This is a genomic window from Sphingomonas montana (assembly GCF_001956315.1).
Taxonomy (GTDB): domain Bacteria; phylum Pseudomonadota; class Alphaproteobacteria; order Sphingomonadales; family Sphingomonadaceae; genus Sphingomonas_R; species Sphingomonas_R montana.
Window position 1 is genome coordinate 59403 of sequence record NZ_MOLY01000046.1, and the last position, 17751, is coordinate 77153.

General features: G+C 62.8%; 12 protein-coding genes and 1 pseudogene. 2 read left to right on the top strand and 11 right to left on the bottom strand.

The features are described from left to right. Positions 1 to 484: 484 nt before the first annotated feature. The 10 genes and pseudogenes from BKY59_RS15420 to BKY59_RS15460 all read right to left on the bottom strand — a co-directional run bounded on the left by BKY59_RS15420 (position 485) and on the right by BKY59_RS15460 (position 15954). On the bottom strand, positions 485 to 4219 hold the full coding sequence (locus tag BKY59_RS15420; RefSeq protein WP_083672188.1) for a family 43 glycosylhydrolase: 3735 nt from the start codon (positions 4217 to 4219) through the stop codon (positions 485 to 487). Then, the gene (locus tag BKY59_RS15425) at positions 4216 to 5412 is read right to left on the bottom strand and encodes a family 43 glycosylhydrolase (protein ID WP_083672189.1); all 1197 of its coding nucleotides are present in this window, start codon (positions 5410 to 5412) and stop codon (positions 4216 to 4218) included. The genes BKY59_RS15420 and BKY59_RS15425 overlap by 4 nt, the downstream gene beginning before the upstream one ends. Positions 5413 to 5597: 185 nt before the next feature. Continuing rightward, entirely contained in the window at positions 5598 to 5888 is a 291-nt protein-coding gene (locus tag BKY59_RS17845; RefSeq protein ID WP_165374870.1) for a GPW/gp25 family protein, read from the bottom strand. Between the two features lie 358 nt (positions 5889 to 6246). Beyond that, a pseudogene (locus tag BKY59_RS15435) lies at positions 6247 to 6789 on the bottom strand (phosphotransferase); the annotation flags it as partial. An 845-nt stretch (positions 6790 to 7634) separates the two neighbouring features. Continuing rightward, complete coding sequence (locus BKY59_RS15440; RefSeq protein ID WP_129586424.1) at positions 7635 to 8303, bottom strand: polysaccharide deacetylase family protein; 669 nt, start codon at positions 8301 to 8303, stop codon at positions 7635 to 7637. A gap of 72 nt (positions 8304 to 8375) precedes the next feature. Continuing rightward, positions 8376 to 8552: a hypothetical protein gene (locus BKY59_RS17850; protein ID WP_165374873.1), complete on the bottom strand. Its 177-nt coding sequence runs from the start codon at positions 8550 to 8552 to the stop codon at positions 8376 to 8378. Then, a complete protein-coding gene (locus BKY59_RS15445) occupies positions 8549 to 9301 on the bottom strand; it encodes a sialate O-acetylesterase (protein ID WP_240500140.1) in 753 nt (250 codons plus the stop codon). Before BKY59_RS15445 ends, BKY59_RS17850 begins: the two co-directional genes overlap by 4 nt. 29 nt (positions 9302 to 9330) lie before the next feature. Further along, positions 9331 to 12372: a glycoside hydrolase family 2 protein gene (locus BKY59_RS15450; protein WP_240500141.1), complete on the bottom strand. Its 3042-nt coding sequence runs from the start codon at positions 12370 to 12372 to the stop codon at positions 9331 to 9333. Between the two features lie 2 nt (positions 12373 to 12374). Next, positions 12375 to 13559, bottom strand: a complete 1185-nt coding sequence (uxuA, locus tag BKY59_RS15455; protein ID WP_240500142.1) for a mannonate dehydratase — start codon at positions 13557 to 13559, stop codon at positions 12375 to 12377. A 130-nt stretch (positions 13560 to 13689) separates the two neighbouring features. Next, positions 13690 to 15954: a TonB-dependent receptor gene (locus BKY59_RS15460; RefSeq protein WP_076073050.1), complete on the bottom strand. Its 2265-nt coding sequence runs from the start codon at positions 15952 to 15954 to the stop codon at positions 13690 to 13692. 115 nt (positions 15955 to 16069) lie between these two features. Between BKY59_RS15460 and BKY59_RS15465 the strand changes: the two genes are divergently transcribed. After that, positions 16070 to 16828, top strand: a complete 759-nt coding sequence (locus tag BKY59_RS15465; protein WP_076073051.1) for a FadR/GntR family transcriptional regulator — start codon at positions 16070 to 16072, stop codon at positions 16826 to 16828. Positions 16829 to 16910: 82 nt separating this feature from the next. Here BKY59_RS15465 and BKY59_RS18260 read toward each other — a convergent pair whose 3' ends face one another. Beyond that, positions 16911 to 17033: a hypothetical protein gene (locus BKY59_RS18260; protein WP_276205531.1), complete on the bottom strand. Its 123-nt coding sequence runs from the start codon at positions 17031 to 17033 to the stop codon at positions 16911 to 16913. 225 nt (positions 17034 to 17258) lie between these two features. Between BKY59_RS18260 and BKY59_RS17505 the strand changes: the two genes are divergently transcribed. Beyond that, the gene (locus tag BKY59_RS17505; RefSeq protein ID WP_129586425.1) at positions 17259 to 17747 is read left to right on the top strand and encodes a hypothetical protein; all 489 of its coding nucleotides are present in this window, start codon (positions 17259 to 17261) and stop codon (positions 17745 to 17747) included. The last annotated feature ends 4 nt before the right edge of the window (positions 17748 to 17751 follow it).

A 17751-nucleotide genomic window follows, 5' to 3' on the forward strand; every position in this document is an offset into this window, starting at 1 on the left:
GCCGCACACCCTTTGCCAGCCGGGATACGACGGACGCTTCTTCGAATGCGCTACTCTCGTAGTTTACGAGCTACCCAGCGGTCGCTCTCGCAGCTCGCTTGTTCGGCATGAGGTGGAGCGAGACGGGGAGGGCATGTTGCATACTGCAATCGTAATCAGCGAGCGGCCGACCCAGTTAAAGTAGGGTCTCGCTGGTCGGATACTTCGCCATGATGTAAAACTTGAATTGTGCATCATGATCGCAAAAAAATGGTGAAAGCTGGCCATGCCCGTTAAGTCGAAGTCACTGCACGAAAGTGAGCTTTGCGTACGCGCTTAAGTCGGAAAAGCATCTCTGATTATACAAACTGCGCAGACAAGGTTATGTTAATAATTAACTCGATCTATCAGAAAAGTTCTTGGATCTAAAACCTATCGTTCTATCTGGCGAAGGTTTAACTCTCAAGCGTCGCTCGATTTAAACATATCGATATAGTGCCATATACTAATGCGTATTGTCTGAAATAAATAATCTCTTAATTGTTACCTGAACTGATAATGTTCGGTTTTTTGGCCCTATCTCCTCCTCAGGCATCATGTCTAGCACGGGGTGGCCATCCGCAGCCCAGTGTATGCGCCGCAGACGCGTGTCGCGCCCGTTGCCGCCGACGCCGTCGCCCCAGGTGTGGTAGACATAAATTGGATTACCATCAGAGTCGGCAGTGAAGCTGCCATGGCCGGTGCCTTGTTCGTAGTTCAAGAAGTCATTGACGCCAGCGGGCATCGACCGGCTTTTCTGCAGCGGCGCCTTCCATTTGTGCCACGAGTCGATGTCCGTCAAATCCGCGCCCTCCTTCGCCCAGACGCCGCCAACGACGTAGGTCGGACTGACGCTTGATCCCGAATAAACTAAATGGACACGTCCGTTGTGGAACTGGGCGAACGCGCCCTCGGCCAGATGTTCCTCAAAGGACAGGTTCGGCGCGATGATCGGCCTAGGTTCGGAGAGCAGGCGCGTCGGGTTCGCCGGATTGACCTTTGCAATCCAGGTCAGCGGATCGCCTGGCGGCGCGGACGCCGTCAGGTAGCGCTGCGACCAGATGTAATAAGCCTGCCCGCCCGACACGAAGTATGACATATCGAGGCTGATATTCTTGTCCTGATCGCGGCGGCCAAGCGCAGATCGGTCGCGTTTCAGGATCGCGGCGGGCTTGGACCAGTGGGCGGGGTTGGCCGGATCGCCGCCCGGGCGCAGCTGGATGATGTGCGATTGCACCGTTGACCATAGCCCGCCTTCGTTTGACTGGTCGTCCGTCGGATTGAAGCAGGGCGCGAACAGGATGCTGAGGCGCCCCCCGATCTCATGTATTTCGGGTGCCCAATAACATCCGGCGATCATCTTGCCCTCAACCGTGCGGTCGAGCCGGGTCTTGCGGTTCAGCAAGTCTATCTCGCGCGCCCTGCCGCCATTGTCGTCGGCCAGCGCATCGATGCTATCCGCGATGCGAATTGGCAAATGCACCGAGCCGACGTTCCGGTTGTCGGTGTCGTCGGTTGCGGTGAACAGATATTTCGTCCGCCCCTTGCGGGTGTAAGCATAGATCGTCGGATCGGCGCGGTTGAAGGCGAAGATTTTCGGATAGACTTTCTGCCGGATCGTTCCGCGGACCGCAATCGTGCCGGTGCGCGCGGTGGCCAGGCGACGCAGATCGGCGGGATCCCAATCGACCGCGCGGGTCGCGGTTGAACCGTCGGAGTAATCGAGCCGGGCCCGCGCATTGATCACGGCTTGTATATTACCAGGAGTGATCGTCAGCGGATCGACCTGTGCGCGAGCGTTGACGATCCGGCCAAAACGGTTGGTCAGTGCCGCGACGATATGGCGCCCGACCGGTAGTGCACGCGCGTTCCGCACGCCAGGCATGTCCGGCGCCGGGGCGGTGATCGTCGCAACGCCACCCAAACGGGGTTGCCCGACATTTCCGGCAGAGACAATGCGCGAGCGGCGTCCACCATTTTCAGGATGGAACTGCGTGCGGGTATTTTCGGTCCGCGCCAGATCCTCGACCGTTGTCCATTGCGCAATGCTGTCATCGGTTGTCCAGGAAACGAGGTATCGCTTCTTCGTCGCGTCCCACACCGCGGTGGGCCGGTTCACGCCGGCAGTGGTGCGCAGGTCGATCAGGCCTAGCTCGGTAAAGTCCGCGGGATTTGCGGGGTCGGCTTTGAACATCAGCGCACTCGACGCCTGCGACGCGTCGGCCTTGCCCGATATCTCCGCGCGGGTCGCGATGACGCCCAGACTGCCGTCGGCAAAATAGAAGAGCGCCGGGTCGACAATGCCACGCTCCGACACCCGGTCGATGGCGATATAGTCACCCTTGGCGAACAACACGCCGTAGTTGCCGTTCATGGGCTTCGGCGTAGCATCGCCAACGGCAAGCGCGAGGTGCAGGCTGCGTGCGACAGCTGGCTGATTGGCGTCGTGGGCGTCGGTCGGCGTGCGGGCATAGGAGACGATCCGTGGCGCATCCTTACCGAGCACTTGTACGGCAAACTCCTTCACCGCGGACTTTCCGCCAGGCAAAGCGATCGTGCCGGTCAGGCGCAGCGAAAGTGGTTCTGTGCCGTCATTGACCAGCATGCCGTCCCGCAGGCCCGGCCCGTTGGCGGTCCAACTTACGCTGTATCCCTGTGGGGCCGGGAGGCGGCTGGCCGATGCGACCACTGGTGGAATTACCCAGGCATCCTTCAACTGCCGCGCCACGGCTTCGGCAGAGGGTGGCGGCGGAACCGGCGTCGCACCCCATTTTGCGACGAGCGCGTCGCGCTCCTCCGCGGTTATGGACAGCACCGATCCATGGCGCGGACGCAGCGGGAGGCGGAAGTCCGCCGGATAGGTCCATTTGATATCGCCCCGAAGCGCATTCGTTGCCAGCGGGATATAGCCGATGCCGCGATAGTGATCGACCCAAAGATAGTATTTGAAGCCGCTGGTGTCGCCCTTGTTTGCAACGAACGCACTTGGCCCCTCGACCTCCGGTGTGCCCGCCTTGCGACCGATACAGCGCGATACCACGCTCCATGCGCTAGAGCCGCCAAGTGCGCGAAGCGAGCTTGAGCGCTGGCCGATGATATCCCCCGAAGGGCAGCCGCTTGCCTCGGTCACCTTGGTGAAGCGATAATAAGCGTCGCCATCGCGAAGGACGGTTGAATCGATCATTCCGCGACTTTTGACCAGCTCGGACAGGTCCGCGGCCTTGAACCACTGCTGGGGCTGGGTGAAGGTGCGAAAGTCGCGTGTCGTGGCATACAGCATCTGCGGGCCATTGCCGTCGCCCTGCGTCCGCGCAGCGTCGGTGTAAAGGGTCGACGACCAATAGACGACATAGGCGCCGATCGACAAATCATAGGTCGCCTCCGGTGCCCAGGTCATGCCAGCATTGGGCAGGTTGACCTCGACGTGGCGCTGGCTGCCCCAGTTGATCAGATCGGTCGACTCCCAGATCTCCAGATATCGACTGCCCTGGTTGGTCGCTTCGCGCCAGCCGGTGCGTCCGGCGGAAAGATCGGTGGCAATCAGGAAGAAGCGGTCGCCTTCTGGCGAACGCATGATGAACGGGTCGCGCAGGCCCAACGTGCCGTTCGATGACGTCAGTACCGGCTGGGCGCGATTCAATTCTTTCCACTGCAGCGCGTTGTTCCCATCGGACACGGCAAAACGAAGCTTTTCGCCATCCACCGTGTCGCCACTGAAATAGACGAAGAGATAGGCCTGCTTATTTGTCAGTGTTGGCCGCGCAAGCACAGTCACGTCAATCGGCACTGTGACCGGCGAAAGACCCGGCCCGCTGACGGTGGCGGTCAGGCGGACCATGGCGTCCTGGGCGTAGCGGGTGATCGTGCCCTTCGCGATCGTGTCGCTGCCGGTTCGCCGGTCGCTGACCGAGATAACCTTCATGTTCGACGATTGCCAGGTGATCGTCACTGCCGCTGCCCCGGCGTGATCGGCCAACGCCGGTATTTCGGCGCCGTTGCGGTAAAGCGTCACGTTGCCACGAAGGGGCGCGCGGAGTGCAGGATCGTTGCGGATCGCTTTGGCGACAGCATCGCCAAGCGTTGCGGTCGGGCTGCGAGCCGCGGCGATCGGCTCCAGTGCATGGGTGGCAGCGATCGGGACAAGCATGGCGGCGCACAGCATGGCGGCGCGCAGGGGGGCGGGGAAGCGAAGCCGGCTCATTTGCGGCGCACCTGTTCGCCGATATCGCCGGTCGTGAACGGCGCGACCAATGGATCCATCGGGCGGATTGCGCTACTCGCCATGAACTCCATCCGGGCTATGACCGTCTGACGTTGATAGCCACCGCCGACGGGCAAGGCATGGCGATGGTAGGCTGCATACCAGCGGTCGGTGCCGGGGACGTTGACCACGCTATGATGCCCCGTTCCGACGGCGACGCCGTGTTTTTTCAGCACGATGAAGTCCGTGTCCGGCGACGTGATCGGCCCCATCGGCGATGCGGCCGTACCCCAGCCGACGCGGTAGTCGGGGCTGCGCGCATCATCGATCGACCACATGAAGTAATATTTGCCGTCGCGCTTAAACACGACCGGACCTTCGCGGTGGTCCCGCGCTTCGATCCCCCGTACCGGGCCGTCCAGGGTAATCATATCGCGTTTGAGTTTCACGACATTCAGCAGCTTGCCGTTGCCAAAATACAGATAAGCCTGTCCGTCGCTGTCGATAAACGGATAGGGATCGATGGTGTTGGTCTGGACGCCCATCCCCTTGGCCAGAAGCGGTTTTCCCAACGCATCGACGAACGGCCCGAGCGGTGATTTTGCCGTCGCGACACCGATATTTCCCTCGGCGCAGAAATACATGTAGTAGGAGCCGCCGCGTTCGATGACATCGGGTGCCCAGGCTTGAATCTTCGCCCATTTGAGATCGTGGGCGACATCGAGAACCATTCTCTCCTTTTTCCATTCAACGAGGTTCTTCGACGACCAGACCGAAAAGTCGGTCGTTAGCCAATTTGGTTTGTCCGATGTCAGATAGAGATAGTAGGTGTCACCGAATATCCGGATGGCCGGATCGGCGGTATAGCCCTCCAGCACCGCGGGCGGCGCGGTCGTCGTCGGCGGTGACAGTGGATCTGTCGGCAACCGATTTTTCTCCAGCGATACCGGTTTATTGACGGCGACCCGGCGGAGCACGGCCTGGTTCTTCGCTGCCCGATGGTCATTTTTGCTGAACTGACCAATGTCGCGCTCGCGGCTCCTGATTATGTGGGCATCAAGGTTTCGAAAATGCGGAGGGACGGCGGGCGGGGCCGATGCGGCTGTATTGGACTGCGCATGTGCCGGCATAAACGGGCACAATGCCAGCTTCGCTATCCCGAGCGCCACCACATGACCGGTAGAAGCACGCATTTCTGACCCCTCCGCGGCGGTACCGCACCCGCCGAGCAGGCCATTAGTCCGAGTAGTCGTTCTAGCAGTGCAAGTTTGGATTGCGAGCCCATAACCTCGCTCCCGGAAGCCGTGCCGGGTAAAGCCCTACCGGGACCGACCCTCGTTTGGAGAAGGTACTGTTCGGAGGCTGATCTTAACCGCGTTCAGTCGGAGACGGCAAATCGTCTGCGCTGTTGATGGACGCTGTCGCGCGCCTGATGGATTTCCTGAATCTCGGGTCTCTCGAGCAAGGTCTCGAGCACGCGTTCAAGATGAAGGCGCATCGCCGCGCGCGCCTGTACGGGATCGCTGCGTCTTGAGGACGGCAAGCTGGATGTCCACTTGTGGATCCGATCGAAGAGCAGGGCACTCGAATAGTGTAAGCAGATTTCTGCCAAGCCGTAGCCGTTCGATTTCACGCCGGGGGGAACGCCAAAACAGGCGAGCATACTCACGGTTAAGCTGCGATGGGCTTTCATAGCCCACGACGAAGCCCCCGCTGCTCACGGTTGTGCTGCCGACAGCATCAGGCGCCGTGTCTCCTGCAGGCGCAACTGCTTCTGATATTCCAGCGGCGTCATGTTCGTCACGGCCTGAAATGTTCGTTCAGCGACGATGCCTACATCAACGAGGCCATCGTCCGCCCGACCGCAGCTGGCATATAGGCGGCTCCGCGAAGTATATTCCGGGCGGACCTGTCGACCGCCCGGTCGACCCTGATAAAATGAGGGTATGGAGCGCCCCGGAATGTCGGCTGTCTGCTGTGGAGAGAAACAAAGGACCTCGGGAATGTCTGCTGTTGGGTCAACGACGTTAGGCTTCTGTTGGCGTCCATAACGGCACTTGTTGGTCCTGCCATAGCCCCCGCAGGAAAGCTCTCCATTCAACGGTTGTCCAAAGGCGTCCGGGGGCGGCAGGGAGGTCAGAATGGAACAGCAGTAGCGCCACCACGAGGTCATATAGCCTCGGCATCCGTGCCGCATGATCGGGATCGAGCAGCGTTCGTTTCGGGCTGAAAAGGAGGTTCGATGCTTTGAAGTCGAAGCTGCACCCAGCGAGCGGTAATTCCTTCAAGAGCTCGGCGACGGCAAGCCGCGCCAGCGTCCGCACCGATCGCTTGTCTGCGCCGGCGATTGTCATCGCATTCTCGGCCGACGCAAGGTGCGGCTCGATCCACCCGGCGTCCCACACGACCGGCTCTGCATAGGTCGCGAGAGCGCTTGCTTCCGGTGGGGCAGCCGCGTGCATCCGCCCCAGCAGACGGCCCGCGTCGGCGATTTGAACCTTCGTGACATGGTAGCCCGTGCCCGACACGAACGGATAGACCACCCACTCCTTGCCATCATCGAGCCGACGTGGGGCGGGTGGAGGTGGGCTACCGGTGCCACCACATCGACTCCCAAGTCACGCAGCACTAACAACCAACGACCGATCGCAACGCCGCCCGAATGAACCAACCCCGTGCGCTCGAGAACCCAATCGCCTCGTCTGTCCCGGAGACGCAGCACGGGCGCGTAATCGTAGAGCGACACGGGCTCGTCTGGATGATCGAAGGAGAAGGCTACCACCATTGCCCTGGCCTCCATGTCAATCACTCCCCAGACCGGTGTCGCACCGCTCTACAGTCTGACGGATCGTGATGCGAGCGCCTGCCCCCTTTTCCGGAAGGGAACGTTGAATGAGAATCCTGCCTTTGGGAGACCCCAAAGAACACTGATTTTCTCGAAACCGGTTCCCGCTTACATTTTGTCGGAACTACCTATCAGACATGGAGAACTGGGAAGGCTTCGCGTCGCTTATGTCCTGACCTTCGGACGTCGCGTATGCGCGTATCTATGTGTCTTCTTTTCGGCTCCATCACGGGGACGGGCTGTTCGGGATCAATATAGGAGTTCGCGATCATGTAATTATCGAACTTGCTTGATATGAGCCTTTTAGAAGCCCTAATGGCTCGACAGCTTTCGACAGCTTTCGACAGCTTTCGACAGCTTTCGACAGGTTGGCGACTTTGAATGCGATGCCGATGTTGATCCACGTGGGCCACGCTGCGCGGGAATAAAACTGGCCAGACCGGTAATTGACCCGGTTTGGGACGGGGTGCCGCATGGCCAGAACCGTAGGCAGCTTGGTGCCGGAGTCTGTGGATGCCAGTGGAGCGGCTCCTCGGGCGCGCCTATGACTGGTGCATTGCAAGGCGATCGTCACCGGCAAATTTGCTTTACGTCAATTACAGACTTGAGCTTCACGATATCGGACACGTCCAGCTTATTCGCCTTGGCAGTACGTTGAAGGATGCTGCCTCCACCGGGCAGTTTGTTTGCGTAGGCATAGGCAGCGTCTGCCTGCGCCCGCTTGAGCGTGACATATCGAGCCCCGGCCCTATCCAGCCGTGCCATCACGCCGGGCAACGTCACCGCTGACCAGCCACCAAGGTGCATCAGCAGGACCTGCGGAATGACGCGACCATATACGCGACGGGACACTGCCTTCATCTGGGCGATACCGTCGTCGACGCCCCGAAGATATTGGACTTTCATCGCCGCAATGCTTGTTTGGTCGCCCCTTGCGAGGCACCGGACATACGCATCGGTATAGACCCAATCGCTGAACGCGATGCTGACATCCGCAACTCTATATCTGCGGGTCTTCAGAACATCGGCGGCCGCGATGTGTCGCTCGCCCGTGCCGGCTGCCAGATTGGGAAAGCGGTAATAATGCCAGTCACGGCCTGTCATATGCTTGGCAACCATCGGCTCGCCCGCCACCACATCGGCCGTCCAGGCGGCGATGGTCTTAGCGCGATTGAGATTGAGATGGTCATAACCGTGGTTGCCGAGCGGGTAGCCTGCGTTGCGCCAGATATCTAGCACGGCCTCGCTGTCGCGATCGCCTGCGACCCTGGCGGCATTGACGAAGCCGAATGCCTCCGGGACGCCATGCGCCTAAAGCGTGGCAATGTAGGCACGCGCGATCGAGGCGCGATCGGTGTCCTGCGGCAAGGGCCCGTGCGCAGGCAGGTCATCGACGGTGATTGCGATCGCGAAGCCGTCCTGCGCGGGCGCCGATGCGGCGATTGTCGAAAGGACAAGAGCGGTCGCCAACAGAATGGCATTCTTCATCGGCAGCCCCGTCGGATCAATCCCGCCATCGCGGCGGCTAGTTTAGGACCGAGCCTTTGCTGTGCGCCGGTTGTCAGATGCAGATCGTCCGGATTACGCGCCAATCCTCTGGTGGACACGATGGCCGAGCAGGGTAAGGGGGAGCGTACCTGTTGTGCCTGGATCCTCCTCCAGCTGGGATAGCCGTCCGGATCGGTGCGCGGAGAGTCTGCTATTTGGACTATCACGATCGGCAGTTTCGCTACGCCGAGATCGTGGCGGAATGCGCCGGCCATCTCTACAAAGGCGGCGGTCCACCCAAGCGCTTCGCCGAGCGATTTCTCCGCGTCGGACTCGCCTTGATACCAAAGCAAACCCGCGAGGTGCCCGCCAGCCTCGCGGACACGTGCGACGCAGGAGCCGTACAGCGTCGCGCGATCCTGCGCCGGCTTCCAGCGTCCGATCGACGTGCCGCCCTTGGCGCAAGGGACGAGCGCGATCGGGTGCGTGGCGGTGCGCCGCATCGCGCGCGCGAAAGGCAGGCCCGGACCGACCGCCGCCTGCTTGTCGGCGGATACCGTATCGATCTGGCCGGTAGCATCGTCAAGCGGATCGAGCGCGGTACGCCACTGCCCGTCATTGCCGTAGAGCCGGATGCGGGGATCGGCGATACGATCGCGCAGGTGCAAGTCCGTGATCGCGCCCCGACCCGACATGTTCGACTGGCCGGCAAGGACATAGACGTCGGGAGCCGCGTCGGCGAACAGCATCGCACCTGCGGCCAGCGAGGCGAAGCCGATCATCGCGCCACGGGGCCGTGGAAGTCCGCCTCGACGATCGCCAGGCGCCAGCCGGGGGCGACGGCCTCCGCACCCGTGTCGCCCGACTGCTTGGCGGTGCCGAGTTCGACGATCTTGCCAAAGGCGTCGCGGTCCTGCGTCGGCGCAGTCTGGGTGAGGCGCAGCACGCGGCCCGTGGCGGGCGGGAAGGCGACGTTGGCATAGCCGAGCTGGCGGTCGGTCTGGCCCGTCCACAGCTCCCGCCCGTCGATCGTGATTCGCAGCGGATAGGCGCGCGAACGCCAGCCGACGAGCTTCAGGTCGATCTCGCTGAGCGTCACGGGCCCGGCGAAGCGATACTCGATCCAGGCGGTGCCCGGCGCGCCGTCGCTGACCCAGTGCGTCAATTCGTTGTCGTCGGTCGATCTGACCGCGTCCGCCTGCCGCGACCCCGCCACGATGCTGGCCGGCATCACCGTCGTCCGCGTTATGCGGTACGACGGCGTGGACGGGGTCGGGCCCCGCGTGAGCAGGCCGGGCTGCGCGTCTTCGGCAAAGCTGCGCGACAGGCCGCCATCGACCTTCGCGGCGGCGACGGTCGGCAGGACGAGCGTCGCGGGTTTCAGCCCCGCCGCGGTGGCGGTCAGCCGGACCGTGCCGCGCGCCGCGCCCGCGCGCAGCAGCACGCGGTTGACGCCGCCTTCCACCGGCAGCGTCTTCGACAGGATGTAGTTATCCTCGTCGCGTGCGGTGCCGGCGGTCGGGGTGGTGCCGGGGATCGCGACTTCCGCCTTCGCGACCGTGGCGCGCGGCTTGCCGGAACTGTCGCCCTGCGCAATGCCGCCGCGCCATTCCGCGGGGCCGGCCAGCGCGAAGGCGACCTTGTCGTTCGCGGTCGGCACGCGGCGGCCCTTGGCGTCGACGACCTCGACATCGACCAGCGCGATGTCCGCGCCGTCCATCACGAACCCGCGCGGGCCGGTATGCGGCGTCAGGCGCAGCGCGAAGGGGGCGCCGACCGTTTCGACGACGGCCTGCGACGTGCGCCCGTCCGCCCCGGTCGCGACCGCGCGCAGCGTTCCCGGTTGCCACGTCACGCCGGGCCAGCCGAACAGGAAGCCGGTGGACCGCTTGCCCGGCCCGAGCGACCGGCCGTTGAGGAACAGTTCGACCCTGTCGCCGGTCGAGACGACGCTGACATCCTTCGTCGTGCCGGGCGCATAGCTCCAATGGCCGACGATGTGCGTGGCGGGGCGTTCGACATCGACCCAGCCGTTCCACATCACCTGGTGCGCGAAATAGCCCTCCTTGGGGATCCGCACCGCGTCGACCTCGCCCGAGCGGCGGTAGTTGTTGTCGCCGCGATAATGGGTGTTGCTGTCGGACCAGATGATGTTCACCCCGCCCGAACTCACGCGCCGGCCGGTGCCCGGGCGGATGCGGTAATAGTCCCACCAGCGGCGGACGTCCTCGGCCGCCTGGCTGTCCTGGTTACGATTATAGTCGGGCGCGTCGGCGTGGAACGGCGGGGTCTGCGCATCCTGGTACAGCCGTGCGGCCTCGTCGCGGCAATATTCCATCGCCCACATCGGGATATGCGCGCTCTTGTTAATGTACAGCATCTCGCCGCCATATTCGGCGACCTTGCTGTCGAGCATCTCGCGCGATCCGATCGCACGTCCGCCGTTCGGGTCATACTGGTCGCGGATTGCCTTCATCTCGGCCATGTGCGGCTCGCTGATGCTCTCGTTTCCGCTTTCGTAGAACAGTATCGACGGGTTGTTGCGGTTGTACACGATGGCGCTGCGCATCTGTTCCTTGCGCTGGTCCCACCGGCGGCCCTCGACATCATGTTCGGCGTCGCCCGCGGGCATCGCCTGCGGCAGGCCGACGCGGTCCGCGGATTCGATGTCCTGCTTGGATGGCGTGATGTGCATCCAGCGGACCAGGTTGCCGCCGCTTTCGACCATCTGCGCGTTGGAGAAATCGCTGATCCAGGGCGGGATCGAGACGCCGACGGCGGGCCATTCGTTAGAGGTGCGCTGCGCATAGCCGTGGACCTGCATGACGCGCCCGTTGAGCCGGATCATGCCGTCGCTGAACCCGGTGGACCGGAAACCGGTGAGCGTATCGACGGCGTCGAGGACCTTGCCCTTCTCGACCAGGCTGGTCGTCACGCGGTACAGATAGCCATAGCCCCAGCTCCAGAAATGGAGGTCGGCCAAGCGGGCCTTCGCGGTCAGCACGCGGGTTTCGCCCGGTGCCAGGGTAACGCTGCCCCCGTCGAGCCGGCCGACCAGCTTGCCGTCGCGGTCGCGGATCTCCGCTCGGTAGGAGAGGGTGCGCGGGGTCGCTTCCGCGTTGCGGACCTGCGTTTCGGCGTGGACGACCGCGGTGCGGCCCGGAATGTCGAAATCGTCGGCCCAGACATATTGGCCGGTCGTGCCGAGGTCCGCGAACAGCGGCAGCGTCTGGTAGGTGGACGGCGTCAGGTGCAGCCGCACGTTGCGCGTGATGCCGCCGTAATTCACGTTGAAGTTGCGGTCGTTCCACTGGAAACCGCTGCCGGTCGCCCGTTCCTTGTAACGCCAGTCATTGTCCACGCGCACCGCGATAACGTTCTCGCCGGGTTTCAGCGCGCTGGAAATGTCCGTGCCGAACGCCATCGCGCCGCTTTCGGACAGCGCGACCGAGCGGCCGTTGACCCAGACCTCGGCGGCCTGGCGCACGCCTTCGAATTCGAGGAACGCCTTGCCCGCGGCCGCGGCCGACGGCGCGGTGAAGCGCTTGCGATACCAGATGATGCCGGTCGACAGGTTCTTGATGTCGCGCGCGAACGCCTCGCCTTCGTTGAACGCGTTGGGCAGCGTGACCGCGGTCCAGCCGCGATCGTCGAACGCGGGCTGTTCCGCGCCGGGCTGCTCGCCGGTCGTCATCTGCCAGCCGGGGTTGAGGTTGTAGGTTTGGCGTGCCGAGGCGACGACGCGCGATGCATCATGCGCCTGTGCGGGCTGGGTGGCGAGGAGGAGGACGGCGGTGGCCGCGAGGAGGTGCGCGCGCATGTTCATCCTTCGATATTATGAGGTACTGCACCGCGCGCGTGCGCGATACCGCGTTCGAGCCCGCGCAGTTCGGCGAGCCCGCGCATCCGCCCGAGAAGCGGATAACCCGGGTTTCCGGCGCGGATCATGTCGTCCAGGATGCGGTGGCCGTGGTCGGGCCGCATCGGGATGCTGCGCTTTTCGCGCAGCGACAGGTCGTGGACCGCTGCGACGATCGCCGCCATGCCGGCATCCCCTTCGAGATGCGCGGCCTCGTGGAATGTCCGGTAACCCTCGCGTTGGACCGAGCGGAGATGGAGGAAGCCGATCCGATCGCCCAGCCGTTCGACGATGCCGGGCAGGTCATTGTCCGCGCGCACGCCCAGCGACCCGGCGCAGAAGCACAGGCCGTTCGAGCGGTTGGGCACATGGGCGAACAGCGCCGCCAGATCGGCCTCGGTGCTCACCACGCGGGGCAGGCCGAAGATCGCGAAGGGCGGGTCGTCGGGATGGACGACGAGCCGGATGCCGAGTTCGTCGGCGACCGGGCAGACGGCCCGGAGGAATGCGACGTGGTGGGCGCGCAGCCGGTCCGCATCGATATCGGCATAGCTTGCGATGGCGGCGGCCAATGCGGCGGAGCTGAAGCTTCCCTCGCTACCGGGCAGCCCCGCGATGATCGTGCGTTCGAGCGCGTGGCGCTGGTCCGGCGACATCGTGGCGAAGCGTGCGGCCGCCCGCTTGCGCACGTCGGGGGCATAGTCGCGGTCGGCGTTCGGACGTTTCAGGATGTGCAGATCGTAGACCGCGACCGCAGCCCATTCGAAACGCAGCGCGCGCGCATCATCCGCCAGCCGCCAGTCGAGATCGGTGCGCGTCCAGTCGAGCAGGGGCATGAAATTATAGGTGACGACGGTGATGCCGTGCGCCGCGAGGTTGCGCAGGCTTTCGCGATACGCATCGATCAGCGCCGCGCAGTCCGCACCGCCGGTCTTGATCCCTTCATGCACGGGCAGGCTTTCGACGACGGTCCAGTCCAGCCCCGCCGCCACGATCATCGCCTTTCGCGCGGCGATCGCGTCGCGGCTCCACACCGCGCCGTTCGGCACGTCGTGCAACGCGGTGACGATGCCGGTCGCGCCGGATTGGCGGATTTCGGCGAGCTGCACCGGATCGGCGGGGCCGAACCAGCGCATGGTCTGGGTCATCAGCATCCCCGCACGCCGTGATATCTCCGACAGACCGAACATGGTCGTTGCGACATACTCACCATCCTCACGGTCACCTCACGGATGTCGGGCGCAACATTGGCCTGACCTGTTGCGCCTTGACTGTCGATCAATAGGTATAGGACAGCCGGACCCCGCCATAGCGCCGGAAGTCGCGCGGCAGATACCCCTGGAGCGCGGTCGCGCCATAGGAGCCGGAGACGTTGTTGTAGAGATAGCGATACTGCTTATCGAACAGGTTGTTGACGAAACCGGTCACCGCCCATGTGCGGTCATGATTGCGAAGGCCGAGCTGCATGTTGACCATCGTATAGCCCGGCACCCGGGTCAGCGGATCGCGCGAATATTGGCTGCTCTGATAGGTCGCAGCGCCGGACGTGACGGCCTCCAGATCGGATCCGCCCAGGCTGTGCCAATATTCGTAGTTGGCGGTCAGTTTCCACTTCGGCGCCTGTGCGGCGCGCGTGCCGCTCAGGTCCTGCCGGGGCGGCGTGCCGACGCAGCCCTGTGCCGCGGTCTGCAACGCGTAGCAGGGTGCGCCGACGAACGAGGAATAGACCGCGTCCAGATAGGTGCCCGACGCGCCGATCGACAGGTTGTTGACCGGACGGAAGGCGGTTTCGACCTCGATACCGCGGGTGCGGACCCGGCCGACATTGGTAAGGCGGAAATTCTGCGTGCCGTCGGGCAGGATGTCCACCGCCTGCGCCTGGAAATTCCGGAACTTGGAATCGAACAGGGTGACGTTGAAGGTGGCGCGCCGTTCGAAGAATTGCGAACGGACCCCCAGCTCCCAGTCGGTCGACGTTTCCGGCTTCACCGGGCCGCCATCGGCGCGCAGCTGGTTGAAACCCGTCGAGATGTCATAGGCCTGGCCCTTGTGGCCGGTCGCATAGGTCAGGAACGCGGTGATGTCGGGCGCCAGCTTCTGCTGGATGCCCAGCTTGTAGGTCCCGAAATAATCGACCGAATCCCCACTGAAGCTCCGGTTGGCGACCAGATCGTTATAGACATAGTCGATCTTCTCGCGGCTGTAGCGGCTGCCCGCGATCAGCGTGGTTGTGGGCAGGATGTCATATTCGAGCTGGCCGAAGCCCGAAATCTGCTCGCTGCCGTTCGACGCCGCCCAGCGCGCGACCGAGAAAAGCGGCCCGCGGGTGAAGGTGCGATCGAAGTTGGTCGAGTTGAAGAACAGGCCCAGCGTATAGCGCAACCGGTCGGTACCCGGCGAGATCAGGCGCAGTTCCTGGCTGAACTGTTCGGTGCCGAAATCGCCGATCTGGCGATTGTCGTAGTTCGGGATCGCCGAGTCGTCATTGTCGAGCCGGTCGTGCGAATTATACTTGTCATGCGCGGTGATCGACATGAGCGTCGGGCCGCCGGTGTCGTACGATACGCGCAGCGACTGCGCGAAATCATTATACGTATTGCCCGACGGGAAGTTGGTATAGACGTCGCTGTTCTGCGGGCCGACGACGATGCCGGGCGCGAACACCGCGGGTGTATAGACGCGGTTGCCGCGGAGGATCGCGTTGGGCGCGAGCTGGATGAACGGCCGTGCGCTGGTGCTGCGACCGTCCTGATAATCGATGCCGAGATCGATCTGCAGCGCGCTGGTCGGCCGCCAGCGAAATTTCTGGCGCGCCGAGAAATAGCGGCGACCGTTGACCTTGTCCCCGGTCGCCAGATTGTTCGAATTGCCGGCGAAGTCGTCGAAACTGACGTTCGTTCGGAAGCCGAGGTTTGAGGTGATCGGCCCGGAAAGCGTCAGGCCGACCTGCTGTTCGTTATCGGTGGTGAGCATCGTGCGAGCCGTCGCGGTGAACGTGGTGGTCGGGCCTTTCGTCACGATATTGATCAGGCCGGCCGACGCGGATTTGCCGTAGAGCGTGGTTTGCGGGCCGCGCAGCACTTCGATGCGCTCGAGATCGTTGAGGTCGGTGAAGGCGCGCGCTTGGAACGCCAGCGGCACGTCGTCGAGGACGATCGCGACGCTCGGTTCGACGCCGGGGCTGAACGCCAGCGTGCCGATGCCGCGGATCGAGATGTTGGCGTTGGCCGGCGTTTCGGCGGGGCGGATGATAAGCGACGGCGCGACGCGGTTGAGGTCGTTGAAATCGACCACATTGTTGGCGCGCAGCTGCTGTTCGCCCACGACCTGAACCGACAGCGGCACATCCTGTATATTCTGTTCCCGCTTCTGTGCGGTGACGACGATGTCGGTCGAGTCGGGGTCCGTCGGCGTTGTCTGGGCGACGGTCGTGGGCGCCGCCCGTGGTTCGCCAGCGGCCGTATTCGGTACCGCCTGCGCGATGGCTATTCCCGAGTACCCCAGGCCACAGGTTGCCAGCAACAGCGCTATCTTGGTCCGCATCGCTCATCCCACTTTGTAATTGTCCTGACCAAAATGTGACAAACATCAGGCCAATGCAAGCATTGTTTGGCGGGCGGCGGCTTGTGGTGGTAGCGGCGACACGATAGGTTTGGGTATGATTTCGACCTCGCCCAGCATCCGAACCTATGCCCGCGTGTCGGCCAACCTGCAGGAGCGGATTTCGTGCGGGGAATATGGGATCGGCGCGCGCCTTCCGCCCGAACGCGAACTGGCACAGATCTACAACGTCTCGCGCCCAACCATCCGGGAGGCGATCATCGCGCTCGAGGTCGACGGCGTTGTCTCGGTGCGTCAGGGTTCGGGCGTCTATGTGATCGCCAAGCAGCCGCGCACGGGCATTGCCGGCGAGACAGACATCGGCCCGTTCGAACTTCTCGAAGCGCGTCGCGCGATCGAAGGCGAGGCATGCGCCTTGGCGGCGACACAAATAGACATCGGTCAATTGCAGCAACTCGATGCGCTCGTCGATGAAATGCAGGGCGACAACCTAGAAAATGACATCCCGCGCTCCGAGCAGGCCGACCGTCAGTTCCATATGGTAATTGCCGAGGCGAGCGGAAATAGTGCGATGTCGGCGGTCGTTGACTTGCTATGGGATATTCGTTTCCGCTCGCCGCAGAGCCGAATGTTGACGACCAAAGCCCACTTGGCTGGAATCAAACCAAGGGTCGAAGAACATGTGGCAATAGTTGATGCGCTAAGACGCAGCGATCCCGTACAGGCGCGCGCGGCGATGCGTCTCCATCTTGAACGCGTGCTCGAGACGTTGCTTGAGACAACCGAGATCCAGGAAGTCAATCAGGCGCGCGACCGCGTCCATCAACAGCGTAGAAGATTTGCCGGCCGCGGCTGAACTCGGTTGATTTCACGGTTCGAACCCGGAAGTTCGACACAGCGATCTGGGGGGAATGACCGCTAACGCCCAATTCCGGACGTTAGGTGATCGCCGTCAGGATGATTGGCCGCAGGACTGCTGCCACCACGACCCAAGGCCATGCAACCCACTCATCGGTGACCGCATAGCGCACCCAGTCGGCGGAGATCAGGATGAGATACACGGAAGCTATGGCTCTCAAGTAGGCGATGCGAAGCGGGGGTTTGCGGCGGCCTGATCTAGCTTGCATGGTTAGATCGTCGCTCGCCACATGGCGCCGGTCAATGACCGCTTTCCACCACAATCAGACATACCGCCGTCGCAAAAGTGCTGACTTTTGCGACAATAGATCCGAAAGAGTGTTCAACAAACCGTCGTTTGATGCACAGCCTGACGAAGGAGGAAGAGCATGAACGCCAGCATGGAAGCCCACCTTCAGGCGTTCGCACGCGGGGAATGCTCATCCCGCCAAGCGCGGGAGCAAACCGGGCTCAACTATAGCCAGTTCCTCGACGCACTGGGTGAACTTGGCCTGAGGCTACCAAGCTTCGACTATGAGACCGCCGATGAGGAACTGAAGCGGGGATACGATAATCTCGGCGTCTATTTTGATGCTTACAAAGAGGAGAGGGAAAGCACAACCAGCCACCCAGCGCCTCCTTTAACGGCCGGTGACGGCGTTCCCGGTGTGCCAGATGCCCTGAGAGCCAACAAACTTTGGAAAGTCACTGTAAGCAACCTGTTCCCGAACGGTCAGCGGGTAGAGAATGTTTATGAGGGCCGCCATGCCAGCGAGGAAGCCGCCTGTGGCGCAGCGCTATACACGGAAGGCGAAGATCACGGCGGGTCCACCATTCCCACCATTGTTAAGGTGGAGGACGTCGGATCAGCGACATAGCTAG

What these genes read in the sequence shown, in the direction of transcription:
- BKY59_RS17850 (WP_165374873.1), bottom strand. Translation starts at nt 8,552, where the DNA reads ATGAAGAATGCCATTCTGTTGGCGACCGCTCTTGTCCTTTCGACAATC.
- BKY59_RS15445 (WP_240500140.1), bottom strand. Translation starts at nt 9,301, where the DNA reads ATGCTGTTCGCCGACGCGGCTCCCGACGTCTATGTCCTTGCCGGCCAG.
- BKY59_RS15460 (WP_076073050.1), bottom strand. Translation starts at nt 15,954, where the DNA reads ATGCGGACCAAGATAGCGCTGTTGCTGGCAACCTGTGGCCTGGGGTAC.
- BKY59_RS15425 (WP_083672189.1), bottom strand. Translation starts at nt 5,412, where the DNA reads ATGCGTGCTTCTACCGGTCATGTGGTGGCGCTCGGGATAGCGAAGCTG.
- uxuA (WP_240500142.1), bottom strand. Translation starts at nt 13,559, where the DNA reads ATGACCCAGACCATGCGCTGGTTCGGCCCCGCCGATCCGGTGCAGCTC.
- BKY59_RS15450 (WP_240500141.1), bottom strand. Translation starts at nt 12,372, where the DNA reads ATGCGCGCGCACCTCCTCGCGGCCACCGCCGTCCTCCTCCTCGCCACC.
- BKY59_RS17505 (WP_129586425.1), top strand. Translation starts at nt 17,259, where the DNA reads ATGAACGCCAGCATGGAAGCCCACCTTCAGGCGTTCGCACGCGGGGAA.
- BKY59_RS15420 (WP_083672188.1), bottom strand. Translation starts at nt 4,219, where the DNA reads ATGAGCCGGCTTCGCTTCCCCGCCCCCCTGCGCGCCGCCATGCTGTGC.
- BKY59_RS15465 (WP_076073051.1), top strand. Translation starts at nt 16,070, where the DNA reads ATGATTTCGACCTCGCCCAGCATCCGAACCTATGCCCGCGTGTCGGCC.